General features: G+C 64.3%; 23 protein-coding genes. 7 read left to right on the top strand and 16 right to left on the bottom strand.

Features of this window, described 5'->3' with window-relative positions; genetic code table 11:
• The first annotated feature begins 245 nt into the window (after positions 1 to 245).
• A complete protein-coding gene (locus IVB28_RS01810; RefSeq protein ID WP_247524355.1) occupies positions 246 to 758 on the top strand; it encodes a GcrA family cell cycle regulator in 513 nt (170 codons plus the stop codon).
• A 252-nt stretch (positions 759 to 1,010) separates the two neighbouring features.
• Here the strand turns inward: IVB28_RS01810 and phoB are convergent, their stop codons facing one another.
• From phoB to IVB28_RS01760, 10 genes are all read right to left on the bottom strand, one after another.
• Positions 1,011 to 1,718 carry a phosphate regulon transcriptional regulator PhoB gene (gene phoB, locus IVB28_RS01805; RefSeq protein ID WP_008143479.1) on the bottom strand — a complete coding sequence of 236 codons (708 nt, stop codon included), beginning with the start codon at positions 1,716 to 1,718 and terminating at the stop codon, positions 1,011 to 1,013.
• 23 nt (positions 1,719 to 1,741) lie between these two features.
• A complete protein-coding gene (phoU, locus tag IVB28_RS01800) occupies positions 1,742 to 2,458 on the bottom strand; it encodes a phosphate signaling complex protein PhoU (RefSeq protein WP_247524354.1) in 717 nt (238 codons plus the stop codon).
• 11 nt (positions 2,459 to 2,469) lie between these two features.
• Positions 2,470 to 3,291 carry a phosphate ABC transporter ATP-binding protein PstB gene (pstB, locus tag IVB28_RS01795; RefSeq protein ID WP_247524353.1) on the bottom strand — a complete coding sequence of 274 codons (822 nt, stop codon included), beginning with the start codon at positions 3,289 to 3,291 and terminating at the stop codon, positions 2,470 to 2,472.
• The gene (pstA, locus tag IVB28_RS01790) at positions 3,288 to 4,139 is read right to left on the bottom strand and encodes a phosphate ABC transporter permease PstA (protein ID WP_247524352.1); all 852 of its coding nucleotides are present in this window, start codon (positions 4,137 to 4,139) and stop codon (positions 3,288 to 3,290) included. The genes pstB and pstA overlap by 4 nt, the downstream gene beginning before the upstream one ends.
• Positions 4,140 to 4,143: 4 nt before the next feature.
• Positions 4,144 to 5,133, bottom strand: coding sequence for a phosphate ABC transporter permease subunit PstC (gene pstC, locus IVB28_RS01785; RefSeq protein WP_247525317.1), 990 nt, complete (start codon positions 5,131 to 5,133; stop codon positions 4,144 to 4,146).
• Positions 5,134 to 5,308: 175 nt separating this feature from the next.
• Positions 5,309 to 6,322 (bottom strand): phosphate ABC transporter substrate-binding protein PstS, encoded by a 1,014-nt coding sequence (gene pstS / locus IVB28_RS01780; RefSeq protein WP_247524351.1) that lies wholly within the window; start codon positions 6,320 to 6,322, stop codon positions 5,309 to 5,311.
• A 150-nt stretch (positions 6,323 to 6,472) separates the two neighbouring features.
• Positions 6,473 to 7,765, bottom strand: coding sequence for an ATP-binding protein (locus IVB28_RS01775; RefSeq protein WP_247524350.1), 1,293 nt, complete (start codon positions 7,763 to 7,765; stop codon positions 6,473 to 6,475).
• 27 nt (positions 7,766 to 7,792) lie between these two features.
• Positions 7,793 to 8,851 (bottom strand): lysylphosphatidylglycerol synthase domain-containing protein, encoded by a 1,059-nt coding sequence (locus IVB28_RS01770; RefSeq protein ID WP_247524349.1) that lies wholly within the window; start codon positions 8,849 to 8,851, stop codon positions 7,793 to 7,795.
• A gap of 448 nt (positions 8,852 to 9,299) precedes the next feature.
• Positions 9,300 to 9,596: a hypothetical protein gene (locus IVB28_RS01765; protein WP_247524348.1), complete on the bottom strand. Its 297-nt coding sequence runs from the start codon at positions 9,594 to 9,596 to the stop codon at positions 9,300 to 9,302.
• 2 nt (positions 9,597 to 9,598) lie between these two features.
• Positions 9,599 to 10,993, bottom strand: a complete 1,395-nt coding sequence (locus tag IVB28_RS01760) for an OmpA family protein (RefSeq protein ID WP_247524347.1) — start codon at positions 10,991 to 10,993, stop codon at positions 9,599 to 9,601.
• 164 nt (positions 10,994 to 11,157) lie between these two features.
• On the opposite strand from IVB28_RS01760, the gene IVB28_RS01755 reads away from it, so the two are divergent.
• Together IVB28_RS01755 and IVB28_RS01750 are read left to right on the top strand one after the other, a co-directional pair.
• The gene (locus IVB28_RS01755; protein WP_247524346.1) at positions 11,158 to 12,216 is read left to right on the top strand and encodes a polysaccharide deacetylase family protein; all 1,059 of its coding nucleotides are present in this window, start codon (positions 11,158 to 11,160) and stop codon (positions 12,214 to 12,216) included.
• A 92-nt stretch (positions 12,217 to 12,308) separates the two neighbouring features.
• A complete protein-coding gene (locus tag IVB28_RS01750; protein WP_247524345.1) occupies positions 12,309 to 13,109 on the top strand; it encodes an SDR family oxidoreductase in 801 nt (266 codons plus the stop codon).
• Positions 13,110 to 13,188: 79 nt separating this feature from the next.
• Here the strand turns inward: IVB28_RS01750 and boxB are convergent, their stop codons facing one another.
• The 4 genes from boxB to IVB28_RS01730 form a co-directional block, all read right to left on the bottom strand.
• Positions 13,189 to 14,640, bottom strand: coding sequence for a benzoyl-CoA 2,3-epoxidase subunit BoxB (gene boxB / locus IVB28_RS01745; protein ID WP_247524344.1), 1,452 nt, complete (start codon positions 14,638 to 14,640; stop codon positions 13,189 to 13,191).
• Positions 14,641 to 14,788: 148 nt separating this feature from the next.
• On the bottom strand, positions 14,789 to 16,477 hold the full coding sequence (gene boxC / locus IVB28_RS01740) for a 2,3-epoxybenzoyl-CoA dihydrolase (protein WP_247524343.1): 1,689 nt from the start codon (positions 16,475 to 16,477) through the stop codon (positions 14,789 to 14,791).
• 131 nt (positions 16,478 to 16,608) lie between these two features.
• Positions 16,609 to 17,445: an alpha/beta hydrolase gene (locus tag IVB28_RS01735; RefSeq protein WP_247524342.1), complete on the bottom strand. Its 837-nt coding sequence runs from the start codon at positions 17,443 to 17,445 to the stop codon at positions 16,609 to 16,611.
• A gap of 110 nt (positions 17,446 to 17,555) precedes the next feature.
• Positions 17,556 to 19,097 carry a benzoate-CoA ligase family protein gene (locus IVB28_RS01730; RefSeq protein WP_247524341.1) on the bottom strand — a complete coding sequence of 514 codons (1,542 nt, stop codon included), beginning with the start codon at positions 19,095 to 19,097 and terminating at the stop codon, positions 17,556 to 17,558.
• A 118-nt stretch (positions 19,098 to 19,215) separates the two neighbouring features.
• Here IVB28_RS01730 and IVB28_RS01725 point away from each other — a divergent pair, with 118 nt between their 5' ends.
• Together IVB28_RS01725 and IVB28_RS01720 are read left to right on the top strand one after the other, a co-directional pair.
• Entirely contained in the window at positions 19,216 to 20,142 is a 927-nt protein-coding gene (locus tag IVB28_RS01725) for a helix-turn-helix transcriptional regulator (protein WP_346730717.1), read from the top strand.
• Between the two features lie 2 nt (positions 20,143 to 20,144).
• Positions 20,145 to 20,540, top strand: coding sequence for a group II truncated hemoglobin (locus IVB28_RS01720; RefSeq protein ID WP_247524339.1), 396 nt, complete (start codon positions 20,145 to 20,147; stop codon positions 20,538 to 20,540).
• A gap of 76 nt (positions 20,541 to 20,616) precedes the next feature.
• Here the strand turns inward: IVB28_RS01720 and IVB28_RS01715 are convergent, their stop codons facing one another.
• On the bottom strand, positions 20,617 to 21,402 hold the full coding sequence (locus IVB28_RS01715; protein WP_247524338.1) for an IclR family transcriptional regulator C-terminal domain-containing protein: 786 nt from the start codon (positions 21,400 to 21,402) through the stop codon (positions 20,617 to 20,619).
• A gap of 104 nt (positions 21,403 to 21,506) precedes the next feature.
• Here IVB28_RS01715 and IVB28_RS01710 point away from each other — a divergent pair, with 104 nt between their 5' ends.
• Positions 21,507 to 22,865, top strand: a complete 1,359-nt coding sequence (locus tag IVB28_RS01710) for an aromatic ring-hydroxylating dioxygenase subunit alpha (protein ID WP_247524337.1) — start codon at positions 21,507 to 21,509, stop codon at positions 22,863 to 22,865.
• A gap of 111 nt (positions 22,866 to 22,976) precedes the next feature.
• Positions 22,977 to 24,425, top strand: a complete 1,449-nt coding sequence (locus tag IVB28_RS01705) for a glutamine synthetase family protein (RefSeq protein WP_247524336.1) — start codon at positions 22,977 to 22,979, stop codon at positions 24,423 to 24,425.
• Between the two features lie 16 nt (positions 24,426 to 24,441).
• On the opposite strand, the gene IVB28_RS01700 is transcribed toward IVB28_RS01705, so the two are convergent.
• Entirely contained in the window at positions 24,442 to 25,773 is a 1,332-nt protein-coding gene (locus IVB28_RS01700) for a hypothetical protein (protein WP_247524335.1), read from the bottom strand.
• Between the last annotated feature and the right edge of the window lie 27 nt (positions 25,774 to 25,800).

Genomic DNA, 25,800 nt, shown 5'->3' with positions numbered 1-25,800 from the left:
ATGTGGAAGCGAGTCGGCGGACTCTTGCGCGGGAGTCACGCCATATTGTAGCGTTTGGATTGTCAGATACGACATCTCGTGCAGCGGTTCTGATCCCAAGAGTCCTTATGTACCGGCGTAAACGTTCGGGCGTCAGTCACGCGCCCGGCGAGCCTTAAGGGATTCTGACGGCACGGGTTTTTGAAGGCTTAAGCATTCGCTGCAAGGCCCCAGGATGGCTGGCCGGCAGCGAGGGAAAGGGTGCAATGACGGTTTTGACCTGGTCCGATGATCGCGTCGAGCAGCTGAAAAAGCTCTGGGAGGCCGGACTTTCGGCCAGCCAGATCGCAGCAGAGCTCGGCAATGTGACCCGCAATGCCGTGATCGGCAAAGTGCACAGGCTCGGTCTGTCCGGCCGCGCCAAGAGCCCTTCATCGGCAGCACCCCGGCCGCGCAAGGCGCGTCCCGCGCAGCACATGATGCGGGTGAGCCGCCCCATTTCGCGCGGCAACACCGCGCTGGCGCAGGCTTTTGAGGTCGAGGTGGAGGCCGAACCGGTCACCTACGACAACGTGGTGCCGATGAGCCAGCGGCTGTCGCTGCTGGAGTTGAACGAGGCGACCTGCCACTGGCCGGTCGGCGATCCCTCGAGCCCGGATTTCTTCTTCTGCGGCGGCAAGTCGCTCTCCGGCCTGCCCTACTGCGCTCAGCACTCGCGCGTGGCGTATCAGCCCGCAGCGGACCGTCGTCGTGCGGCACCGAAGCCGGGCCCGCGGTAAGCGGATTTAGCTGATTGCACGGACGGCGCTGTCACATGATGACGGCTCCACCCACTCGGTGTCATCCTCGCGCACGCGGGGATTCATGACCACAGGGCGCAGTTGTTGCGCGAGATGGTCACTCCTGGTCTTCGCCAAACCATTCCCTGTGGTTACGGGTCCCTGCGCCCCGCGCAATTGCGCACTAGGCAGGGACGACATCGGAGAGAATGCGGCGGCAGCCCGCGCCATCACGTCTGCCACCCGCAAATCCTACGTCTGCTCCGCCTTCGCAAAGCGATCGTCCAGCGCATAACCCGCGCCGCGGACGGTGCGGATCGGGTCCTGCTCGCGGCCGAGATTGAGCAGCTTGCGGAGGCGGCCGATATGGACGTCGACGGTGCGCTCGTCGATGTAGATGTCGCGGCCCCAGACGCTATCGAGCAGTTGCTCGCGCGAGAACACGCGGCCGGGATGCTCCAGAAAGAACTCCAGCAGGCGATATTCGGTCGGGCCGAGGTCGATCGGCCGGCCCGAGCGCGCCACGCGGCGCTTGTCGCGGTCGAGCTCGATGTCGCCATAGGCGAGCACGGTGGCGAGCCGCTCGGGGCTGGCGCGCCTGAGCAGGCCCTTCACGCGCGCCAGAAGCTCCGGCACCGAGAACGGCTTGACGATGTAGTCGTCGGCGCCGGTCGCAAGGCCACGCACCCGCTCGCTCTCCTCGCCGCGCGCGGTGAGCATGATGATCGGCAGTTGCTTGGTCTCCGGACGGGTGCGCAGGCGGCGGCACAGCTCGATGCCTGACAGACCCGGCAGCATCCAGTCGAGCACGATCAGGTCGGGAATGTGCTCCTTGAGGCGGGTGTCGGCGTCGTCGCCGCGCATCACCGTCTCGACGTCATAGCCGTCGCCTTCGAGGTTGTAGCGAAGCAGCTCCGTGAGAGCTTCCTCATCCTCAACCACCATAATGCGTGCGCCCATGGTGTCGTCGCTCCTTAAGGTCTTCAGCTATTCGGGATCGTCGTGGCGAAGGTGGTCATGTCGCCCTTCGGCCGCTTGTCGGTGATCGCCTGGCCCTCGATCATGTAGAACACGGTCTCGGCGATGTTGGTGGCATGGTCGCCGATCCGCTCGATGTTCTTGGCGCAGAACATCAGATGGATGCAGAACGAGATGTTGCGCGGATCCTCCATCATGTAGGTGAGGAGCTCGCGGAACAGCGAGGTGCAGATCGCGTCGACTTCCTCGTCGCCCTTCCACACCGCCATCGCCGCCGGCAGATCGTGCGCGGCATAGGCGTCCAGCACCGACTTGACCTGCTGCTGCACGAGGTCGGTCATGTGCTCCAGGCCGCGGAACAGCTTCAGCGGATGGAAGTCGGTCTCCAGCGCGGCGACGCGCTTGCCCATGTTCTTGGCGAGGTCGCCGATCCGCTCGAGGTCGGTCGCAACGCGCATGGCGCCGACGATCTCGCGCAGATCCACCGCCATCGGCTGGCGGCGGGCGATGGTGAGCACGGCGCGTTCCTCGATGCGCTTCTGCAGCGCGTCGAGTTCGGCGTCGATGGAGACCACGCGCTGGCCGAGCGCGACGTCGCGGCGGATCAGCGCGTCGACGGATTCGACGATCATGCGCTCGGCGATCCCGCCCATCTCGGCAACCAGGCGCGTGAGCTCCTGGAGGTCGGTGTCGAAAGCCTTGGCGGTATGTTCGGTACCCATGTTCCGTCTCCTCAGCCGAACCGGCCGGTGATGTAATCCTGCGTGCGCCGGTCGGTCGGCGACGTGAAGATCTTGCTGGTGTCGTCGAATTCGATCAGCTCGCCGAGATACATGAAGGCGGTCTTGTCGGAGACGCGCGCCGCCTGCTGCATGTTATGGGTGACGATCGCGATCGTGTAGTTCTCGGACAGCTCCTGGATCAGCTCCTCGATCTTGGCGGTCGAGATCGGGTCTAGCGCCGAGCAAGGCTCGTCGAACAGGATCACCTCGGGCCTGACAGCGACGGTGCGGGCGATGCACAGGCGCTGCTGCTGGCCGCCGGAGAGCGACAGGCCGGAGGCGTTGAGCTTGTCCTTGACCTCGTTCCACAGCGCGCCGCCGCGCAGCGCCTTCTCGACACGGACGTCCATCTCGGATTTCGAGATCTTCTCGTAGAGACGGATGCCGAAGGCGATGTTCTCGTAGATCGTCATCGGGAACGGCGTCGGCTTCTGGAACACCATGCCGACCCGGGCGCGCAGCAAATTGAGGTCGAGCCTGGGGTCGAGAATATTGGTCTGGTCGAGCATCAGCTGGCCGGTGGCGCGCTGGCCCGGATAAAGATCGTACATCCGGTTGAAGATGCGCAGCAGGGTCGACTTGCCGCAACCGGACGGGCCGATGAAGGCTGTGACACGGTTGGTTCCGAGCGCCAGATTGATGTTCTTCAGCGCATGGTGCTCACCGTAGTAGAAGTTGAGATTGCGCGCGGTGACCTTGGCCGGTGCCTCGGGCAGCGGCTGCGAGCCGGGATGAACGCTCGGCGCGCTCACGGAAACAGACATTTCACTCATTTTGCAGTCCTCTCGGCGCCGATGATGCGCGCGCCAATGTTCAGGGCAAGCACGGTCAGGGTGATCAGCAGCGCACCGCTCCAGGCGAGCTGCTTCCAATAGGCGTAGGGGCTCTGGACGAAATTGTTGATGGTGACCGGCAGGTTGGCCATCGTCTTGTCCAGGCCGAGGCTGAAGAACTGGTTCGACAGCGCTGTGAACAGCAGCGGCGCGGTCTCCCCGGCGACGCGGGCGGTGGCGAGCAGCACGCCGGTGATGAGGCCGGAGCGGGCGGCGCGATAGGCGATCCGCTTGATCACCAGCGAGCGCGGCAGGCCCAATGCGCTGGCGGCTTCACGCAGCGGATTCGGCACCAGCAGCAGCATGTCTTCGGTAGTGCGCACTACCACCGGGATGACGATGACCGCGAGTGCCAGCGCGCCTGCGATCGCGGAGAAGCCGCGCATCGGCACCACCACCGCGCCATAGATGAACAGACCGATGATGATCGAGGGCGCCGAGAGCAGGATGTCGTTGATGAAGCGGATCACCGAGGTCAGCTTGTCGTTACGGCCGTACTCGGCGAGATAGGTGCCGGCGAACAGGCCGAGCGGCGCGCCGATGCCGACGCCGAGCACGGTCATGATGATCGAGCCGACGATGGCGTTGCGCAGGCCGCCCTCGGTCGAGCCGGGCGGCGGCGTGTCGGCGGTGAAGACCTGGAGATTGAGGCCAGCCAAGCCGTTGTAGAGCAGCGTGGCCAGGATCAGCGCGAGCCAGGTGACGCCGAAGGCGGCCGCGGCGATGCAGAGCCCACGGATGACGATGTCCTTGCGGCGGCGGCGCGAATAGATCGGATTGAGGGCCATGACGTTAGTTCCCCGCCTTCTTGTCCAGACGCATCAGCATCAGCCGCGCGGCCGCGAGCACGAAGAACGTCAGCACGAACAGCAACAGGCCGAGCAGGATCAGGCCGGACTGGTGCAGGCCGTCGCTCTCGGCGAATTCGGATGCGATCGCCGCCGAGATCGTCGTCCCCGGCGCGAAGATCGAGGAGGAGATGCGGAACGAGTTGCCGATGATGAAGGTCACCGCCATGGTCTCGCCGAGCGCACGGCCCAGCGCCAGCATGACGCCGCCGATGATGCCGACGCGGGTGTAGGGAATGACCACGCTGCGCACGACTTCCCAGGTGGTGCAGCCGACGCCGTAGGCGGCTTCCTTCAGGACCGGCGGCACCGTCTTGAACACGTCGACCGAGATCGAGGTGATGAAGGGCAGCACCATGATGGCGAGGATCAGCGCGGCGTTGAACGTGCTGAGATAGGACGGGGGACCCGCGAAGATCGCGCCCAGCACCGGCACGCCGTCGAAGATCCTGATCATCAAGGGCTGGAAGGTGTTGGCCAGGAACGGGCCCAGCACGAAGAAGCCCCACATGCCGTAGATGATCGAGGGAATGCCGGCAAGCAGCTCGATCGCCATGCCGATCGGGCGGCGCAGCCATTGCGGGCAGAGCTCGGTGAGAAAGATCGCAATGCCGAGGCCGACCGGAATGGCGATCAGCATCGCGATGAAGGAGGTGACGAGCGTGCCGTACATCGGCCCAAGCGCGCCGAGCACGGGCGGATCTGCCGACGGCGCCCAGCGCTGCGTCCAGAGGAAGGAGAGGCCGTATTCCCTGATCGCGGGAAACGCGCCGACGATCAGCGAGATGATGATCCCGCCGAGGATCAGCAGCACCGAGATCGCGGACAGCCGCGTGATCCAGTAAAAGGTGACGTCGCCGAACTTGAACGCGCTCAAGGCCTTGGCGCGGTCATACGGTCCGGCGTCGTCGATGATATCGCTCTGAACGGACATTTCTGCCACGCCGATCCCCTGTACCAAGACTAATACGCTTTTTGTTATCCTCTTGCCCCGGATGCGACGCAGCGCGAAGCGCTGCGACGCTGATCCGGGGCCCAGTTCTTGTAGGCCCCGGCTCTGCGGAGCAGCACTTGCGTGCTGCGCCGCGTCCGGGACACGAGAGGAGAGCTTAGCTCTTGATCTCGGCAGCCCAGGTCTTCTCGATCTGCTGGACGACGCTGTCCGGCATGGGGATGTAATCGAGATCCTCGGCCGCCTTGCTGCCGCTCTTGAAGGCCCAGCGGAAGAACTTGATGGCTTCCTGCGAGGCCGCTTTGTCGGTCGCGGACTTGTGCATCAGGATGAACGTCGCCGCGGTGATCGGCCAGGACTTCTCGCCGGGCTGATCGGTCAGGATGACATAGTAGCCGGGCGCCTTGGCCCAGTCGGCGTTGGAAGCAGCGGCCTGGAACGCTTCGACGGTCGGCTGCACGGCTTTGCCGGCCTTGTTGACGAGACCGGCGTAGGTCAGCTTGTTCTGCTTGGCATAGGCGTACTCGACGTAACCGATCGAGTTCTTGGTCTGGCTGATGTTTCCCGACACGCCTTCATTGCCCTTGGCGCCGACGCCGACCGGCCACTCGACCGCGGTGCCCTCACCGACCTTGCTCTTCCAGTCCGGGCTGGCCTTGGCGAGGTAGTTGGTGAAATTGAAGGTGGTGCCCGAACCGTCCGAACGGCGGACCACGGTGATCGCCTCCGAGGGCAGCTTCACGTTCGGATTGAGCTTCTTGATCGCCGCGTCATCCCACTTGGTGATCTTGCCGAGATAGATGCTGGCCAGGGTCTCGCCATCGAACACCAGTTCGCCGGGCTTCACGCCCTCGAGGTTGACGACGGGAACGATGGCACCCATCACCATCGGCCACTGGACGAGACCGTCCTTCTCGAGCTGCTCGGCCTTGAGCGGCGCGTCGCTGGCGCCGAAGGTCACGGTCTTGGCCTGGATCTGCTTGATGCCGCCGCCAGAGCCGATCGACTGGTAGTTCAGACCGTTGCCCGTCTCCTTCTTGTAGGCGTCCGCCCACTTCGAATAGATCGGGAACGGGAACGTCGCACCTGCGCCGGTGATATCGGCGGCAGAGGCCACCGTTGCCGATGCGGCGACCAAGCCGGCAGCGACGATTGTTTTAAGGAAATTCATGCTGGTCTCCATACAGGGGAGCGAAGCGCCATCCGCGCCCGATCGCGCTCCCCACGCCGCCCCTTTAGGAGCGGTCGGCTGTACTTTTACGAAGGTTTCGTGACAGTCGAATGACGCCATCAAGCGATTGAAATCGCTTGGATTTGGAGCCTAACCTAAAGTCTTGGCCCGAGGAAAGCAGGCGGTGAAAGTGGCGCCCTGTTTGGGCACGCTTTCGATCAAAAGCCGGCCGCGATGGCGATTAAGAATATGTTTCACCAGCGATAATCCGAGCCCGGTCCCGCCCTGCGAGCGACTGTCGCCGACATCGACCCGGTAGAACCGCTCGGTCAGCCGTGGCAGGTGCTCGGGCGCGATTCCGGGGCCGAAATCGCGAACCACGATCCGGATTTCCTGAGTTCCGTCAGTGGCCGCGCCCGAGGTCAGCGACACGATGACGCGTCCGCCGGAGGCGCCGTATTTGAGCGCGTTCTCGATCAAATTCTCGAACAGCCGGAGCAGCTCCTCGCGGTCGCCCGCGATCATCACCGGACTATCAGGCAAATGGATCTCGACCTCGACCTGCCGCTCGCGCGCAAGCGGCTCCAGCCCGTCGGCGACTTGGCGGATGATCGGCAGCAGGTCGACCAGGGTGTCCGGCCGGACATGGGCCGACAGCTCGACCCGCGACAGCGACAACAGATCGTCGATAAGGCGGGCCATGCGGGTAGCCTGATTGTGCATGATGCCGAGGAAGCGCTCGCGCGCCTTGGGGTCGTCCTTGGCCTGACCCTGGAGCGTGTCGATGAAGCCCGACAGCGCGGCGAGCGGCGTGCGCAGCTCGTGGCTGGCATTGGCCACGAAGTCGGCGCGCATCTCCTCGACCCGCCGCAGCGGCGTCTGGTCGTGAAAGGTCATCAGCATGCATTTGTCGGCGCCGCCGAAGCTGGTCGGCACCGGCACCGGCGTGATCATGAGCTCCATCCAGCGGTCCACCGGGACATGATCAAGATAGGTCGCGCGCCGCGGCTCGGTGGTTGCGATCGCTTCGCGCAGCGCCGTGATGATCTCCGGCGAGCGCAGCGCGAACTGGGCGAGCTCGTTCCGCCGGAGCGCCGGCGCGAGCTGGGCGGCGGCGGCATTGAGGTGGATGACGCGGCCGGCGCGGTCGAGCAGCACCGCCGGATCCGGCATGCCGGCGACGACCGCGGCCACCGCCGCGCTCTCGACCGGGTTGATGCGCCTGACGTCGTCGCGCGAAGCGGCGGGATCGTGCAGGCGCCACGGGATCAGTGCAGCGGCCGCGATACAGAGGAACACGACCCCGGCGTGCAGCGCCGACAATTCACCGAGCGAGACGACAACGGACAGCGCCAGGGCTGCAGCGATCAGGATGATGGTCGAGTGCCGCAGCCGGTCGGACCAAGGCTGGGCGGAGGGAGAAGATGGGGCGTCGATCGCCATCGGGGCGGACTTCTCCTGAGGCTTGTCCTAAGGCTTGGCGCCGTCGCTACGCTCTCTCACATAGGCGGCTTCACGCGCAGGACCGGGGTCGAGCTTGAGCGCCGCCTGCTGCAAGCGCTTCGATCGTGCGCCGATCATAACTTCGCGAAACGTCAGCAAGATTACAGATATGACGAAGGGGGACAGATAATAGAGCACGCGGAACAGCAACATGCCGCCCAGAAGCTCCTCGCGGTCCATCTGCCACAGGCCGACCAGCATGGCGGCGTCGAACACCCCCAGCCCGCCGGGCGAGTGGCTGGCGAACCCGAGCAGCGTCGCCGAGACGAAGATCACCGCGACCACCACAAAGCCGAGATTGGGCTCGTCCGGGACCAGCACGTACATCGCGAGCGCGCAGAAGCCGAGATCGATGATGCCGATCGCGATCTGGAGCAGCGTCAGCGGGCCGCCTGGCAGCACCACGGTCCAGGGGCCGCGGCCGACCACGCGCGGCTGGGTCGCGACCCAGACCACGTAGCCGACCAGCCCCACGATGATCATCAGCGCCAGCGTCCGGTTCAGCCACGGCGGAAGCTGGTCGATTGAGGCGGCGGCCTCCGGATGATAGGCGATGCCGAGGCCGAGCACGGCGGCGTTGCCGAGCCAGAAGGTCAGGCCGGCGAGGAAGCAGATCTTTGCGACGTCGATCGCGTTCAGCCCGTAAGCCGAATAGATGCGATAGCGCACCGCGCCGCCGGTGAAGACGGATGCACCGACATTGTGGCCGATCGAATAGCTGGTGAAGGCCGCGAGCGCATTGATGCGGTAGGGCACGTGGGCGTGGCCGATCGCGCGCACGGCGAACAGGTCGTAGAAGGTCAGGGTGAAATAGCCCGCGGCGACGAACAGCGCCGCCATCGCAATCTGGCTCGGCTCGGTGCTCTTGATCGCTTCGAAGACCTCGTTGAAATCGATGCCTCGCAGCATGTGGTAGAGCACATAGCAAGCGATGCCGATGACCGCGACGCTGATCACAACTCCAAGCTTATGCAGGATTTGCTTCTGGCGCAGAAACGTCATCGCCCTGCGTATGGCTTCCAGCATCTAGACCTCGAACAACGCTTCAGCGGCTAGGGTGGCCGGCGAACGGGCGGACGACGCACAGGCACTCAACGAACCCTCGCCGCCGGCTCCGGCATCGCGCATGCCCCCTGTCCCTCCACTAGCGCGTTTTCGGGCCGAGTGGAATTCGCCAATTCGAACAAAAACTCGTGCATTCAATATTTTAGGCAGGGTGGGGCTCCTGATGCACGGTTTGGCGCCTTCGGCGGCAGACTTGAGGCGAATCTCCATGGCGATCCTGCGCAGGCGCCGTGAAGGTTTGATGATTTCGGCCGTACAATGTTCCGTCACGCCTTAAGCCGACGTCAATCTATGGGGCATGCCTGCCTGTTGAAAGGGGGGGCGGATCCGCCGGAAGGTCACGGGCGCGAAAGGCGGGCCCGGGAGCGGCCAGACCGCTGCGCCGGCCCGATCGTCGCGAGCCGAAGGCTCAGGCCGCAGGCTGGCTGCGCGAGACCACGCGGTCACGCAGCCATGCACCGATGGTGCAGCCGACGAGGTAGCAGGCGAACAAGATCAGGCCGAGGTCGAGCCAGTAGCCGAAGCGGCCGGGGACCACATGGGCGAACGAGGTTGCGACCAGTGCGACGGCAAGCGCGGCAAGCCAGCGCGCCGTCACCTTCGAGGTGCCGTTGCCGCGCTGGACCACCGAGATCCAGCCCATGCAAAAACCCAGCAGCAGCGAACCCATCAGCCAACCCAGATGAAACGAGACGAGATAGGGCATCGTCACCTCACCAGAAATTCGATGCGGCGGTTCTTCGCCTTGCCGTCGTCGGTGTCGTTGCCAGCGAGGGGCTGCGTGCTGCCATGGCCGACCGCGGTGAAACGGCCGGCGGGCAGCCCTGCCTTGACCAGATAGTCGATCACCGCCTGCGCGCGCTTCTCCGAGAGAGCCCGATTGAAGCCTTCCTCGCCGTCCGCATCGGTATGTCCGGCGACCTCGACGTTTGTCGTGGGGCAGCGCAGCGCCGTCTCGATCAGTTGATCGAGGATGGCGGTGGAGTCCGGATCGATGTCGGCGCGCTTGGCGGCGAAGCGGATCTTGCCTTTGGCCAGGATGTCCGTGAACAATTGCTGGCACACGGTGCCGTCGACCGGCCCTGCCGCAGGCTTCACGGTGATCTCCGGCTTGTACTGCCAGTTCTTCGGGAAGTCCTTGCCAAGACCTGCGCGGATGTCGTTGGCAGCCCCCTCGTAGAGTGCATCGCCCGACAGCTTCACCTCGCGGTCGGAGACGACGAGCGTGCCGGTCGACAGTCGCGACAGCGCGCCGAGCGCTGCGATCACGGCCGTGCTGAAGGAGCCGGGCGCGCCGATGCTGGCCTTGAGATTGTCGACCACCTTTTCGGTGAAGAATTTTCGCGAGGCGCTGGTTGCGATCGCCGTATGCACATTGTTGTCCGGAACGTAGCCGGTCAGCGTCACCGCGGCGGCAACCGGATCCTTGTACGCCTGGAAGATATAAGGCGGCGCCTTGACGTCGTTGGCGGCGACCGAAAAGCCCTCCGGCAGGTTCTTCAGCGCAGCTGCGATCGCTTCACGGCCGCCGAGGTCGCGCGCCATGCCCGACAGATTGACCTGGGTATCCGAGATCGTGATCTTGCCGTCCTTCAGCTTGCCGATCTGGTCCAGCAGCAGCATGGCGGCGGCTTCGAACCGCGGCGGCGCGCCGCGCGCCAGCCCCATCTGGTCGGCCACCTCGGCGCCGCCGACCTCCTTGCGGGCCGCCTCGGTCAGCCGGCCCTTCATCGAGGGCAAGGGCGCGGAGCCTGACAGCGTCACCCGCACCACGTCGCGCTCGGCGTTCCAGACGAAGGGCCTGGCCTCGGGAACAAGGCGGGTGCGGTCGTCCACCAGGCGCACGCCGGGGACGGTCTCGACCGCCGTCACGGCGTCGCGGCGCCCCTCCTCGGAGAAGGCGTCCGCGGCCAGGCTGACGTCGCGGCCGTCGACCGCGATCCGGGTCTTGTCCAGAACGGTGCCCTTGAGCGCGGCTGTGCTACGGGCCGACAGGTCGGCTTCGACCGGTAAGGTATTATTCCAGGCCGCAAATCCCCACATGACGACCAGGGGAATCAACCCCGGCCACCATTTGCTGGCCCACCTGAAAAGCTTCTGCATTCGACGACCCGAACTCTGGAACCGGAGACAAAACAAACCCTTGGCGGGCTGTCAAACCGGAAATGGCGCCCTTCCGAAGGCACCGCCTGGACAATCGGAATAACTTTTTCTTCAAGGGTTCTTCCGTAAGTTGAAAGCGGAATGCCAGAGTCCGCCGGCCGGTCATGAAACAACTGCGTAACAACGTCATCCGCGCCGGGCTGGAAGCACTTTACTTCAGCGGGGCGCACCACCTGCTGCGCCCGCTTTTATCGGGCGTCGGCGCCATTTTCATGCTGCACCACGTCCGACCGGCCCGTGAGGCCGCGTTCCAGCCGAACCGGCATCTCGAAGTCACCCCCGAATTCCTGCGCGCGACGCTGTGCCATTTGCGCTCCCGCGACATCGACATCGTCAGCATGGACGAGCTGCATGAGCGCTTGGTGCAGGGCCGGTTCGACCGCCGCTTCGCTGCCTTCACCTTCGACGACGGCTATCGCGACAATCTGGACCATGCCCTGCCCGTGCTGCGCGAATTCGACGCTCCTTTCTCGGTCTATGTCGCGAGCGACTTTGCCGAAGGCACCGGACGGCTGTGGTGGGCGGCGCTGGAGGCCGTGATCGCCAAGGCCGAGCAGATCGACCTCAGAATCGGCCATTCCGCGCTGCGGCTGGATGCCACGACGCCCGCGGCCAAGCAGGCAGCGTTCGACCGCCTGCACGACTGGCTGCGCGCGCTGCCGGGCGAGCACGACCTCAAGCGAGAAATCGAGGCGCTCTGCACGACGTACGACGTCGACATGGCGGCGCTGTGCCGCAGTCTCTGCCTGTCCTGGGCCGAGGTGAAGACGTTCGCCGCCGATCCGCTGGTCACGATCGGCGCGCATAGCGTCAGCCATTGCAATCTCGCCAAGGCGGCGGAAGACATCGCCGCGCAGGAGTTGGCCACGAGCCGCGCGCGGATCGAGCAGGCGCTGGAGCGCCCCGTGTTGCATCTCGCCTATCCCTATGGCGACCGCGAGGCGGCGGGGATGCGCGAATTCGGCCTCGCTGCGACGGCCGGCTTCAAGACCGCGGTGACGACGCGGCCCGGCATGCTTTTCGCCGAGAATGCCGATCAGATGACGGCACTGCCGCGCGTCTCACTCAACGGCAACTACCAGGACGCGCGGATCCTGCCGGTGTTGACCTCGGGCGCCGCGACCGCGATGTGGAACGGTTTCCGCCGGATCGCGGCGGCGTAGCCGCTCCAACCTCCGCTGTCGCGCTACATTAGCGCCTTCCTTGACTCCCCTCCCCTCCCCGCCCAAAACAGCCCCAAACCAAGGGAGGCCTCATGTTCAACGACCTGTTCTCGCTCAATGGCCGCGTCGCGCTGGTGACCGGCGGCTCGCGCGGCATCGGCAAGATGATTGCATCGGGATTTCTCAGCGCGGGCGCCGCAAAGGTCTACATCACCGCCCGCAAGGCCGGACCGTGCGAGGCGACCGCCAAGGAGCTCACCGCACAATATGACGGCGAATGCATCGCGCTGCCGATCGACATCTCCACCGTCGAAGGTTGCGACAGGCTCGCCTCCGAAATCATCAAGCTGGAGCCGAAGCTCGACATCCTCGTCAACAATGCCGGAGCCGCCTGGGGCGCGGAGTTCGACGAATTCCCTGAAAGCGGCTGGGACAAGGTGATGGACCTCAACGTCAAGTCGCTGTTCTTCCTGACAAAGGCTCTGGCGAAACCGCTGCGCACGGCCGCAAGCGCAGAACGTCCCGCGAAGGTGATCAACATCGCCTCGGTCGACGGCATCTTCGTCAATCCGGGCGAGACCTATTCCTACGCCGCGAGCAAGGCGGCCGTGATCCATCTGACGCGGCGCATGGCGACGAAACTGATCAAGGACAACATCAACGTTACCGCGATCGCGCCGGGCGCGTTCAAGTCGGACATGAACCGGGCGGCACGCGACCATTCGGACGAGGTCGCCAAGCGCATTCCGGCGAAGCGCATCGGGACCGACGAGGATATGGCTGGGCTCGCGATCTATCTCGCCTCGCGTGCGGGTGATTACGTCATCGGCAACACCATCGCGGTGGACGGCGGCGTGGTCTACGCCAATGCCGGGCTGGAGATCGCGGGGTAGCAGTGCATGCGAATGGTGCGTAGCAAATGGCGAGTAGCTTGCCTAATTGCTACTCGCCATCCACTATTCGCCAACTCCCTTACGACTCGATCTTCACGTACTCGAAATCGCCGGGCTTGTTGTCGATGCCGACTTTCGGCGGCGAGATCCAGGAGGCGAACTTGCCGCTTTCGGTGACGGGCTGCATCAGGGAGGAGATGAAATCGCCGTCGGCAGTCGAGGGCAGCCACTCGTCCTTGCGCTTGGCCCAGCTGGCGTCATCGATCAAAATGCCGTCCGGCGTCGCATGCACGTCCTTGAACTCGCCGATGTGGCGATGGAAGGCGACGTTGGGCAGCTTGAGCTGGAACTGATAGCCGGCGGTCGAGATCACCTTGTTCCAGCGCAGCATGCCCTTGACGCAATCCCGGCTGTAATCGTCGCGCAGGCGCATGTTGAGCGCGGTCAGCGCCGGCTCGTCGACCAGCTTGATCTCGCCGTCGATGAACTTCAGCACCGGATAGGTGGCGTTCTTGAGCTGGTGATCGTCGTCGATCTGGGTCTCGTGATAGCGGCCCTTGATGCCGGTGTTGAAGGCGTTGGCCGCGTTGGTCGAGACCTCCGAGCCGAACAGATCGAGCGACAGCGTGTAGTGCAGGTTCAGCTTCTTCTGGATGGTCGGCAGATCGATCACGCCGAGCGCGCGAACTTTTGCGATGTCGGTGGGATCGGTGATGCCGGCCTCGCGCATCGCATCGCAGGTGCGCTGCACGACGCGGGTGATGCCGGTCTCGCCGACGAACATGTGGTGCGCTTCTTCCGTCAGCATAAAGCGGCAGGTGCGCGACAGCGGATCGAAGCCGGATTGCGCCAGCGAGTGCAGCTGCATCTTGCCGTCGCGATCGGTGAAATAAGTGAACATGAAAAAGGACAGCCAGTCCGGCGTCGCCTCGTTGAAGGCGCCGAGCATGCGCGGGGCGTCGGCATCGCCCGAGCGGCGGCGCAGCAAATCGTCGGCTTCCTCGCGGCCGTCACGGCCAAAGTATTTCTGCAGCAGATAGACCATCGCCCAGAGGTGGCGGCCTTCCTCGACATTGACCTGGAACAGGTTGCGCATGTCGTAGAGCGAAGGCGCGGTCTTGCCGAGATGGCGCTGCTGCTCGACTGAGGCCGGCTCGGTGTCGCCCTGGATCACGATCAGACGGCGTAGCATGGCGCGGTACTCGCCGGGGACTTCCTGCCAGGCCGGCTCGCCAAAATGCTCGCCGAACGGCACGACGCGGTTCTCTTCCTGGGGAGCAAGCAGGATGCCCCAGCGATAGTCGGGCATGCGGACATAGTCGAACTTGGCCCAGCCGCGCGGATCGACGGAATAAGCAGTGCGAAGATAGACCAGCGATTCCTGGAAACCTTCCGGCCCCATGTCGCTCCACCAATCCATGTAGCCGGGATGCCAGCCTTCGAGTGCCTTCAGTACCTGGCGGTCCTCGGCGAGGTTTACGTTGTTGGGAATCTTGGTCGAGTAGTCGACGTTCATGATGTTCATGTTCATGGCCGTGCTCCTTGATCGGTTTCGTGTCCCGGATGCAGTGCGGCGCGAAGTGCTGCACTGCTGAGCCAGGACCTATGTCTGGTCCGTCCGGGTCCCGGTTCTGCGCAGCGTCACTGCGTGCCGCAGCGCGCCCGGGACATGAAAATCGTTACACCCGCGTCATATCGAATTTCGGCTTCTGGCCGCTGCCGTAGCGGCGCAACGCGCCCTCTTCGCCGACGGCGTTGGGGCGCTGGAAGATCCAGTTCTGCCAGGCGGTGAGGCGCGAGAAGATCTTTGATTCCATCGTCTCGGGGCCGACGAAGCGCAGGCTCGCTTCCATGCCGGTGAGACTGTCGGGCGAGAAGCTGGCGCGCTCCTCCAAGAAGACGCGGACCTCATCATCCCAGTCGATGTCGTCGAGCGCGAAGGTGACGAGGCCAAGCTCTTCCGCCTGCTCGGCGTCGAGCGAGGTACCGAGCGTGGCTTCCGCCCGCTCCACATCGGCCGGATCGGCCTGGAAGCGTGACTGAAGCCGCGTCAGGCCATGGCTCATCGGATAGGGGCCGAAATTCATGGCGGAGAGCTCGATCGACGGCGGCGGGCGATTGTCGCCCTGGCGCGTGCCGATCAGCATGTAGGAACGGTCGGCGGCGAAGACGAACTCGGCGAGCGTGCCGGCAAAGCAGGAGCCGGGCTCGACCAGGGTGACCAGCGTGCGCGAGGTGACGTCGATGCGCTTCAGCACGCGCTTCCAGTAATGCCTGATCTCGTTGACCAGCCAGTGCGCCTTGTTGGCTTCGAGGAAGGCGTCGCAGGCCAGCACATGGGCGCGGTCGCCATGGCTCTTGAACACCAGCATGGCGATCTCGAGCTCGTTGATACGCAGATGCAGGATGGCGTCGTCGATCTCGCGCGCAACCTGGAGCGGCCAGAACGAGGCGCCCAGCGCCATCATGCCATCGATGTCGGCCGGCGGCGCCGCCTCGGGTGCCTTGATCGAGATGGTGGCGATGCGGGCAGTGCGATCGATCTCGACCGTGACAAAACCATAACGGATGCTGGTCTGGTCGATCAGGCGCTTGAGCGGCGTCAGCGCGATGCCTTTGCCACTGCCCTTACGCTTCGATTGAGCTGCAAACTCCCTGGCGCGCTCGGCGACCTTGGCCTCGAGCTTCGAGTTCGGCGCTATCTCGTCGACGAGGCGCCATTGCACGGCGCGCTTGCCCTTCACGCCCTCCTCGATGGTGCAGAAGAAATCGGCGTGATCACGGCGCACCTTGCGCTTGTCGACGACGCGGGTGAGACCGCCGGTGCCCGGCAGCACCGCGAGCAGCGGCACTTCGGGCAGCGCAACCGCAGAAGAGCCGTCGTCGGCGAGAATGATGTGGTCGGTCGCAAGCGCCAGCTCGTAGCCGCCGCCGGCGGCGGAGCCGTTCACCACGGTGATGAAGCGCTGGCCGGAATTCTCCGAGGAGTCTTCCATGCCGTTGCGGGTCTCGTTGGTGAACTTGCAGAAATTGACCTTGTGGGCATGCGTGGAGCCCGCGAGCATGCGGATGTTGGCGCCGGCGCAGAACACGCGGTTCTTGGCCGAGCGCATCACCACGACCTTGACCTCGGGATGTTCGAAGCGCAGCCGCTGCACTGCATCCGCAAGCTCGATGTCGACGCCGAGATCATAGGAATTGAGCTTGAGCAGATAGCCTTCGAACAGGCCGCCGTTCTCGTCGACGTCCATGGTCAGCGTCGCGACGTCGCCCTCAACCGCGAGCTTCCAGTGCCGGTAGCGGGAAGGTTCGGTCTGGAAATCGATGAATGTCGCGCCGCCTGCGAGGCGCCGATCTTCCCCGGCCATGGGTCATCCCTGAGCTTGATTATGCATTTTCGCCGTAGCGTTAGATGCACAATAATGCATCTTTTCGGAGGAGTCTAGCCCTTAACGGCTGCAAGATGCACTTTGTTTCATGGCGATCGTTGTGGCTGCCATCATGCGGCGCGCCCCTGCAGGTCCTGATCGTCGCGGAGAGCTGCTCTTGCAAATTGTTCGATCGCGCCAAGTGTTGGCGCGGGCGCTTCACGATAGGGAGAATGTCCGGCGCCTGAAATGATCTTCAGTTCAACCGGGCAGTAGCACTCTTCCTGCGCAATCTCGACCTGGCGCAGGGTGCCATATTGGTCGCTGGCACCTTGCAGGACCATGACGGGTACGCGGATATAAGCGAGGTATTCGGAGATGTCCCAATCGCGGAATTCGGGATCGAGCCAGGCGCTGTTCCAGCCGTAGAAGGCGTTGTCGACGTCCTTGTGCCAGCGCGCCAGTTTTGCCTTGAGGTCCGTGGTCTCGAAGCTGGTCTTGATCGCGGCGATGGATTGCACCGAGATGTCCTCGACGATGAAATGCGGCGCTATCAGCACGAGACCGCTCAAGCGATGATCCTGATGCGCGCCGGCATAGATCGTCGCAATCGAGGCGCCGTCGGAATGGCCGAGCAGCAGGCCGCGCCTGAAGCCGATCGCGTCGAGCAGCTTCGGCAGCACGTCCAGCGCCTCGCGCTGCATGTAATCCAGCGGTCGCGGCAGCGCGACCGGGCTGGACTGGCCGTAGCCCGCACGCGAATACAGGAAGATGCCGGCGCCGGTGGCAGCCTGGATCTTTTCCGGAAAGTCGCCCCAGAGCCCGACCGAGCCGAGGCCTTCGTGCAGCATGACGATGGTGGGTGCGTCGGCGGATTGCGGCGCGAGCCATTTGTATTCGAGGCTGGCGCTGCCGATGCTGAGGAAGCCGGTGGGGGTGAGGTTGGTCATGCTGTCGTTTCCGTTCATTCCGTCATCCTGGACAGATCGCAACGCGAGCTGATCCGGAGTCTCGAGATTGTTTTTGCGGCTCGAGATTCCGGGTTCGATGCTTCGCATCGCCCCGGAACGACGAGAGATTAGTTCGCGCCCTCGCGCAACTTGAACCGCTGGATCTTTCCGGTGGCCGTTTTCGGCAGCGAGTCCACCACGTCGATCCAGCGCGGATATTTCCACGGGCCGATCTTCTGCTTGACGTGCTCCTTGAGCATCTCCTGCAACTCCGTCGTTGTCGCGCCGGGGCGCAGCACGACGAAGGCCTTTGGCTTCAGCAATCCTTCCGGATCGGCCTCGGGCACGACGGCGGCTTCCAGTACGGCCGGATGCGTGATCAGCGCGCTCTCGACCTCGAACGGCGAGACCCAGATGCCGGAGACCTTGAACATGTCGTCGGCCCGGCCGCAGAAGGTGTAGCGGCCCTCGGCATCGCGGACATATTTATCGCCGGTGCGGGTCCACGGCCCCTCGAAAGTGCGGCGGCTCTTGTGGCGCTGGTTCCAGTAGCCTTCGCCGGCCGAGGGCGCATCCACCAGGAGTTCGCCGACCTCGCCGTCCGCGACGTCCTGGCCGGCTTCGTTGACGAGCCGCACCGCATAGCCAGGCACCGGTTTGCCTGACGAGCCGTATTTGATGTCGCCGGGCGCGTTCGACAGGAAGATGTGCAGCAGCTCGGTCGAACCGACGCCGTCGAGAATGTCGACGCCGAAACGCGCCTTCCAGCTATTGCCGACGGATTCCGGCAACGCCTCTCCGGCCGAGGTGCAGATGCGCAGGGCCTTGCCACCGCGCTCGCTCTTCATGGCCTCGTCGTTGAGCATGGCCGCGAACAGCGTCGGCACGCCGTAGAAGATCGAGGGATTGTAGCGGTTCATCAAATCGAACATGCGCGCCGGCGTTGGGCGCTCGCTGTTGAGGATCACGCTGGCGCCGACCGACATCGGGAAGGTCAGCGCGTTGCCGAGCCCATAAGCGAAGAACAGCTTTGCCGCGGAGAGGCACACATCGCTCTCGCGGATGCCGAGCACCTGCTTGGCATAGGTGTCGGCGGTCGCCTGCAAATTGGAATGGATATGGCGCACGCCCTTGGGCATGCCTGTTGACCCCGACGAATAGAGCCAGAACGCCGGCTCATCCGGATGGGTCACGGCGGTGGTGAATTGGTCGCTCTCGCCGGCGAGTTCTTCGGCGAGCTGCTTGTGGCCGTTCTGCTTGGCGCCGGAGACCACGACATGCTCGAGATCGGGCATGCGGCCGACAACGTCCTTGATAACAGGATACAGCGCTTCCGAGACGAACAGCACGCGGGCACGGCAGTCTGCGAGGATGTAGGCATATTGATCCGCGGTCAGCAGCGTGTTCAGCGGCACCGGCACGATGCCGGCGCGGATCGCCCCCAGAAACACGATCGGGAAATCGACGGTGTCCAGCATGATCATCGCCACGCGCTCCTCGCGCCGGACGCCGAGCCGGCGCAGCATGTTGCCGGCGCGGCGGCTATCGCGCTGCAGCTCGCCATAGTTGAGCCGCGAGACGGTGTCGTCGAAGGCCAGCTTGTTGCCGCGCCCTTCCTCGACGTTCCGGTCGAGCAGCCAGGTCACCGCGTTATAGGATCCCTCGCTCACGGACTTCTCCCCCGAATTTAGAATTATAATTCATAGAAAGACACCGCCTCGGCTTGCTGTCAATGCCAGCAGGCACTATGTTTCATTAAATGCGCCGCAGGACCTGCTTCAAGAAGACATCTCCAAAAGAAGGCTCATGACCGACAGTCCCGACGCGGAATCCCGCTTCCTCGAACAGCTCGGCCAGCGCGTGCGCACCATGCGCGCACTGCGCGGCATGTCACGCAAAGTGCTCGCCAAGGTATCAGGAATCTCGGAGCGCTACATCGCGCAGCTCGAGAGCGGCAAGGGCAACGTCTCGATCGTGCTGCTCCGCCGCGTCTCCGACGCGATGGGCGCGCATCTCGAGGATCTCCTTCCTGGCGCCGATCCGACGCCGGACTGGCAGATGTTTCGCGATCTCCTGCGCAAGGCGACACCTGCGCAGATCGCACAAGCAAAAGATCTGCTCACTGGGGGCAGCGCAACCGCGCCGCGTCGCGCGCCGTTCTGCGGCATCGCGCTGATCGGCCTGCGCGGCGCCGGCAAATCGACGCTGGGGCGGACGCTGGCGAAGAAGATCGGCTGGAGCTTTGTCGAGCTCAACAAGGAGGTCGAGCAGCAGAACGGACTCTCGGTCGCCGAGATCATCGCGCTCTACGGCCAGGAAGGTTTTCGCCGCATGGAGCAGGCGGCGCTGCAGCAGCTGCTCGCGCGCAACGAACTGATGGTGCTCGCAACCGGCGGCGGTATCGTCTCCGAGCCGCTGACGTTCGACCAGATCCTGACCTCGTTCTACACGATCTGGCTGAAGGCGGAGCCCGAGGAACACATGGCTCGCGTGCGCCGCCAGGGCGATCTGCGTCCGATGGCGGATGACCGCTCCGCAATGGCGGAGCTGCGCAACATTTTGCTGAGCCGCGAGCCGCTGTACTCGCGCGCGGCGGCGGTGGTGGATACCGCGGGGTTGTCGGTCGATGCGGCGGCCGCACGGTTGATCGATGCGGTCCGCCCGGTGCTGCAGAACGAGGCCCGCAGCTTCGGCCTGCGCAGCCTGGCGCTGTAGAGATGTCCGATAGCGACGTCGCAATCTCCATGTTCGAGCGGATCGGCGGCAGCGCCACGATCGACCGTCTCGTCGACCGTTTCTACGAGCGCATGGACACGATGCCGGAAGCACAGATCATCCGCGCCATGCATGCGGGCGATCTCGGCCTGATCAGGGACGTCTTGAAGCGCTATCTCACCGAATGGACCGGCGGACCAAGACTCTATACTCCGGAGAAGGGCCATCCGCGGCTCCGGCAGCGACACATCGGCTTTGCCATCGGCGATGCCGAACGCGACGCGTGGATGCTCTGCATGCGCGGCGCGCTGGCGGAGACGGTGAGCGATGCCACCGCGCGCCAGGATCTCGACAAGGCGCTGTCCGGCCTCGCCGACTGGATGCGCAACCGGCAGTGACGCCGTAGCCGGGATGAGCGAAGCGACATTCGGGACTCTTCGGGAAATTAGCCGGGTATGGCTTCGCTCACCCGGGCTACAGCAGCCGCGAGCTCACGGACTCCGCACCTTCCCGCAACAGCGGCAGAAATCTCTCGATCAATTCCTGCGCCGGCACGCGATCGATATGCGCGCCCATGTTGATAGCGGCGACGATCACGCCGTCATAGCGGCGCACCGGAACGGAGATCGAGCGGAAATGCGGCTCGGCCTCGCGGTCGACCAGAGAATAGCCCTGGGTACGATCGGCTGTGATGCGCGCGAGCAGTGCCTTCGGATTCGTCATCGTCTGCGGCGTCAGCGCCTCGCGCTTCATCGCTGCGATGCGTGCGGCAAGATCGGCGTCGTCGAGCTGGCCCAGCATGGCGCGGCCGACCGAGGTGCAGAATGAAGGCAGGCGGTAGCCGATCTCTAGCCCGCCCGAGAACACCCGCGCCGGGCTCCCCCGGGCAATGAACACGACGCCCTCGCCGTCGAGCACGGCGAGCGATGAGATTTCGTTGGCGGCGGTCGCGACGCGATCGAGCACGGGCTGAAGCACGGCGACGAGCTGATTGGAGCGCAGATAGGACGCCGCCAGCGTCAGCACATGCGGTGTCAGCGAGAACAGCTTTCCATCGCCGGAGACGTAGCCGCCGCGCTGCAGCGTGAACAGCATGCGCCGCGCCGTCGCGCGCGGCAGATCGGTGGCCCGGGCGAGATCGCTCAGCGTCATCGGGCCGGGGGTGGCGCCGAAGCATTGCAGCAGACGCAGGCCGCGATCGAGGCTCTCGACGAAATCCGTCGCGCGCTCGTCGCTCTCGCTGCGCTTCAGCTTGGGCATGGCTAATCCTGCAAAATAGTGCTTGCTGCCGATGCAAGGCATGTCATAATTCGCCCGTTCGTTCAATAGGCGAACAATCGCCTCTCCACGAGGATGCACGCGCGATGATGAGCCAGGAGCAGAACGACCTGATCACCCGCACCGGCCCGAACGACCCTTGCGGCAAGCTGATGCGGAGCTATTGGCAGCCGGCGGCGCTGGTGGATGAGCTGGAGGGCGCGCGGCCGATCCGGCCCCTCAAGCTGCTCGGCGAGAATTTGGTGCTGTTCCGCGACGAGACCGGACGCTACGGCCTGATCGACCGCCACTGCGCCCACCGCGGCGCCGACCTCGCCTTCGGGCGGCTCGAGCATGGCGGCCTGCGCTGCGCCTTCCACGGCTGGCTGTTCGATGCCACCGGCCAGTGCATCGAGACGCCGGCGGAGCCGACGGATTCGAAGCTCTGCCAGAACATCCGCCAGCGCTCCTATCCCGTGGTCGAGAAGAGCGGCATCCTCTGGGCCTATCTTGGCGAGGGCACCCCGCCCGCATTCCCGGAGCTCGATTGCTTCGTCGCCCCTGATACTCACACATTTGCGTTCAAGGGTCACATGGCCTGCAACTGGCTGCAGGCGCTCGAAGTCGGCATCGATCCCGCGCACGCCTCCTATCTGCACCGCTTCTTCGAGGACGAGGACACCTCCACCGCCTATGGCAAGCAGTTTCGCGGCGCCTCGGCCGGCTCCGACCTGCCGATGACGAAGATTTTGCGCGAATACGATCGCCCGATCATCAATGTCGAGCACACCGAATACGGCCTGCGGCTGATCGCGCTGCGCGAGATTGACGAGGAGCGCACCCATGTGCGCGTCACCAACCAGCTCTTCCCGAACGGCTTCGTCATTCCCATGAGCACGGATATGACGATCACGCAGTGGCACGTGCCTGTCGATGACGAGAACTGCTACTGGTACGCGATCTTCACCAGCTATTCGAACCCGGTCGACAAGAAGAAGATGCGCGACCAGCGGCTCGAGCTCTATGAGCTGCCCGACTACAAGTCACGCAAGAACAGAGCTAACGATTACGGCTTCGATCCGCACGAGCAGCAGACCGCGACCTATACCGGCATGGGCACCGACATCAACGTCCACGACCAGTGGGCGGTGGAATCGATGGGCGCGATCCAGGACCGCACCAAGGAGCATCTCGGCTCGAGCGACAAGGCGATCGTGCAGTACCGCCGCCTGCTGCGACAGGAGATCGAGAAGGTCTCGGGCGGCGAGAAGCCGATGCTGTTCCTGGACGAAGCCCATGCGCGCAGCATCCAGGGTCCGGCGACCATGGACGGCATCGGGCCGACCCGGGGCTGGGAGACCTACTGGATGGAAGTCGACGTCAAGCGCCGCCGCGGCGCGCCGTGGACCGCGCCGGTGCCGAAGGAGATCGCTGATAACGTGCACAAGCTGACTGCGGCGGAGTGATTTTGAGCACCGTCGTTCCGAGGCGATGCGATAGCATCGAACCCGGAATGTCGAGATTCCGGGTTCTCGCATGCGAGCCCCGGAATGACAGGATGGCAAGGAGCAACCAAAGTGACTTTCGTCGCGCGTCATGCGCTGTGGTCGGATGAGCAGAAGGACGCGGCGGCGCGCATGCGCCGCATCGCCACCGAAAAGAATCTCGAGGTCATCCGCCTCGCCTTCCCCGACCAGCACGGTATCTTGCGCGGCAAGACCATCATTGCCTCCGAGGCGATCGCCTCGCTGGAGAGTGGTTGCTCCATCACCACCACCATGCTTGCCAAGGATACCTCGCACCGCACGGTGTTTCCGGTGTTCACTGCGGGCGGCGGCTTCGGCATGAAGGAGATGGAGGGCGCGGCCGACGTGCTGATGGTGCCCGATACCACCACGTTTCGCGTCTTGCCGTGGGCGCCGACCACGGGCTGGGTGCTGTGCGACCTCTACTTCAATGATGGCCGCCCGGTGCCGTTCGCGACGCGCTCGCTCTATCGCAAGGCACTCGACGAGCTCGCCAGCCGCGGACACGACTTCGTCGCCGGCCTCGAGGTCGAATTCCACATCTTTAAGCTCGACGATCCGCATTTGCGCGCCGAGGATGCCGGCCAGCCCGGCACGCCGCCGTCGGTGAGCCTGCTCAGCCATGGCTATCAATACCTGACCGAGCAGCGCTTCGATCAGATGGAGCCGGTGCTGGAGATTCTCCGCCGCGACATCGTCGCGCTCGGCCTGCCCCTGCGCTCGGTCGAGGTCGAGTTCGGACCGAGCCAGTGCGAATTCACCTTCGCACCAAAGAAGGGGCTCGAGCCCGCCGACAACATGGTGCTGTTTCGGAGCGCCGTAAAGCAGATCGCGCGTCGCCACGGCTATCACGCCACCTTCATGTGTCGGCCAAAACTGCCGAACCTGTTTGCGAGCGGCTGGCACCTGCATCAGTCGATCGTGTCGCGCGCCAGCGGCGAGAACCAGTTCATGGCCAAGGAGTCGGCCAAGCACGACGGCGAGCCGCTCAGCGCGTTCGGCAAGGCGTACCTCGCCGGGCTGCTCGACCACGCCCGCGCCTCCACCGTGTTCACCACGCCGACCATCAACGGCTACAAGCGCTACCGATCCTATTCGCTGGCACCGGACCGCGCGATCTGGGGCCGCGACAATCGCGGCGTGATGATCCGCGTGCTCGGCGGCGCCAATGATGCCGCAACGCGCCTGGAGAATCGCATCGGCGAGCCCGCCGCCAATCCGTACCTCTACATGGCCTCGCAGATCCTCTCGGGCCTCGACGGCGTCGATCGCAAGCTCGATCCCGGCCCGTCCGCCGACACGCCCTACGAGACCGAGGCTCCGCCGCTGCCGAAGAGCTTGCGCGATGCGGTCAGCGCGCTGAAGGACGATCCCTTCTTCCGCGAGAAGTTCGGACCTGAGTTCGTCGACTATTACACCCACATCAAGAACGCCGAGATCGACCGCTTCCTGTCAGAGGTGACCGACTGGGAGCACCGCGAATATTTCGAGGTGTTTTAAGCGGCAATCGGCCCGTTCATTCTGCACGAGGTAACGGCGTGAAGCCGAATGCGCCTCCGGCCACGAGGGCAAAGGCGTTCGAGGCCGGGCCGGCCGCCAGGCGGGGATCCGGCCCGCCGTTCGACGAGCGCGAGCCCACCCATGTCACTGCCGCGCGTGCCGCCGGATTTGCAGGGTTCGAAACGAGGCGCCGGCTGCCACTGCGCGCGTAAACGCGGCGAAGTGCGGCGAGCCGCTGGCTTCCACTGCGCGCGATCAGCTGCTCGTCGGAATCAGGCCGATAGATGACGTCGCAACTACCGACCAGCGTGGCCGGCGCGCGGTAACCCAAGGGATTACCCTCATTGTATGTGAGATCTGCAAGGTTGGTTGCAAGTAACTCAATTCCGTGCAGCCCCATCATCGAGCCTCGTGCAGCCTTGACCTCGACGGTTCGCACCTGCGGATTGCAGCGCGACTTCGCCTGAGGGAATTCCTGAACGGCCGCGCGCGCATATGACAGCACCTCCCCACTCTCATACACGCGATCAATGACGAGGCGCTGGACGTTCTCGGCCAGAAGAGCCTTGTTGACAAGGTGCGCGCCTGTCACCGGAGACGGATCGAAAGCAATCACCTTGGCGACCCGCGGGCCGCCCGACTTGGTCGCAAGCGCGACGAATTGGGCCAAGCCAGCGCCGAGGGAATGGCCCGTCGAAACGATCTGCGGCTTCCGGACCGCGCGCCTGTAGCAGTCCAGGTTCTGGATCTGCCGCATAATCGTATCGACGTTGCGCTGCAGCTGCTTGTAGTAATCGTCGTAAGGCGAACCGAACCGGCTGAGGTTCGAGTACCAATCACCTCCGGAGAGCCCTACGGTGCCGCGAAACGCAATGCTCACTTCGCTGCAGGCTGCACGCGCTGTCGCGCGTGTCCGCGCCCACACATGGTAAGTCGGGCCGCTGCCGAAATTCCAGCCGCGCCTCGCGTAAGCCGTCTTACAGGCTTCATCCGCCCAATCGAGGCAATCGAGATACGCGTCGCTGCCAAATTGATAGCGCCAGGGCTTGAAGATTTTTCGCGCGTGTCCCCTGAGGTCCTCCTGTGAGGCAGGGATCGCGTTCTGCACCGCGTAATCGACTTCGTCGCCGAGACCGGTATCCCGCATCGTGTTCAGTGTGCCGACCGGCTTGTAGGCCGTGGACGACTGGATGGCATAAGGCAGGTAGTAGTCAGCATATCTGTAGACATAGGCCGCCAGGATATCGGGATCATTGTTGGACTGAGCCGCGGCGGTCTGAGCGGCCGAAAGCCAGAAAACGGCTGCCGCGGCGAAAATGACCCGGAATGCTGCAAAACGAAACCGCATGGCAACATCTCCAAATATGAACGACAA

Source organism: Bradyrhizobium sp. 199, assembly GCF_023073355.1.
In the GTDB taxonomy this organism is placed as follows: Bacteria; Pseudomonadota; Alphaproteobacteria; order Rhizobiales; family Xanthobacteraceae; genus Bradyrhizobium.
The sequence above is the reverse complement of the archived record's forward strand: the minus strand, read 5'-3'. Positions and strand labels throughout refer to the sequence as shown.

Coding starts and splice junctions, on each gene's coding strand:
- IVB28_RS01810 (WP_247524355.1), top strand. CDS start 246: ATGACGGTTTTGACCTGGTCCGATGATCGCGTCGAGCAGCTGAAAAAG.
- phoB (WP_008143479.1), bottom strand. CDS start 1,718: ATGGGCGCACGCATTATGGTGGTTGAGGATGAGGAAGCTCTCACGGAG.
- phoU (WP_247524354.1), bottom strand. CDS start 2,458: ATGGGTACCGAACATACCGCCAAGGCTTTCGACACCGACCTCCAGGAG.
- pstB (WP_247524353.1), bottom strand. CDS start 3,291: ATGAGTGAAATGTCTGTTTCCGTGAGCGCGCCGAGCGTTCATCCCGGC.
- pstA (WP_247524352.1), bottom strand. CDS start 4,139: ATGGCCCTCAATCCGATCTATTCGCGCCGCCGCCGCAAGGACATCGTC.
- pstC (WP_247525317.1), bottom strand. CDS start 5,133: ATGTCCGTTCAGAGCGATATCATCGACGACGCCGGACCGTATGACCGC.
- pstS (WP_247524351.1), bottom strand. CDS start 6,322: ATGAATTTCCTTAAAACAATCGTCGCTGCCGGCTTGGTCGCCGCATCG.
- IVB28_RS01775 (WP_247524350.1), bottom strand. CDS start 7,765: ATGGCGATCGACGCCCCATCTTCTCCCTCCGCCCAGCCTTGGTCCGAC.
- IVB28_RS01770 (WP_247524349.1), bottom strand. CDS start 8,851: ATGCTGGAAGCCATACGCAGGGCGATGACGTTTCTGCGCCAGAAGCAA.
- IVB28_RS01765 (WP_247524348.1), bottom strand. CDS start 9,596: ATGCCCTATCTCGTCTCGTTTCATCTGGGTTGGCTGATGGGTTCGCTG.
- IVB28_RS01760 (WP_247524347.1), bottom strand. CDS start 10,993: ATGCAGAAGCTTTTCAGGTGGGCCAGCAAATGGTGGCCGGGGTTGATT.
- IVB28_RS01755 (WP_247524346.1), top strand. CDS start 11,158: ATGAAACAACTGCGTAACAACGTCATCCGCGCCGGGCTGGAAGCACTT.
- IVB28_RS01750 (WP_247524345.1), top strand. CDS start 12,309: ATGTTCAACGACCTGTTCTCGCTCAATGGCCGCGTCGCGCTGGTGACC.
- boxB (WP_247524344.1), bottom strand. CDS start 14,640: ATGAACATGAACATCATGAACGTCGACTACTCGACCAAGATTCCCAAC.
- boxC (WP_247524343.1), bottom strand. CDS start 16,477: ATGGCCGGGGAAGATCGGCGCCTCGCAGGCGGCGCGACATTCATCGAT.
- IVB28_RS01735 (WP_247524342.1), bottom strand. CDS start 17,445: ATGAACGGAAACGACAGCATGACCAACCTCACCCCCACCGGCTTCCTC.
- IVB28_RS01720 (WP_247524339.1), top strand. CDS start 20,145: ATGTCCGATAGCGACGTCGCAATCTCCATGTTCGAGCGGATCGGCGGC.
- IVB28_RS01715 (WP_247524338.1), bottom strand. CDS start 21,402: ATGCCCAAGCTGAAGCGCAGCGAGAGCGACGAGCGCGCGACGGATTTC.
- IVB28_RS01710 (WP_247524337.1), top strand. CDS start 21,507: ATGATGAGCCAGGAGCAGAACGACCTGATCACCCGCACCGGCCCGAAC.
- IVB28_RS01700 (WP_247524335.1), bottom strand. CDS start 25,773: ATGCGGTTTCGTTTTGCAGCATTCCGGGTCATTTTCGCCGCGGCAGCC.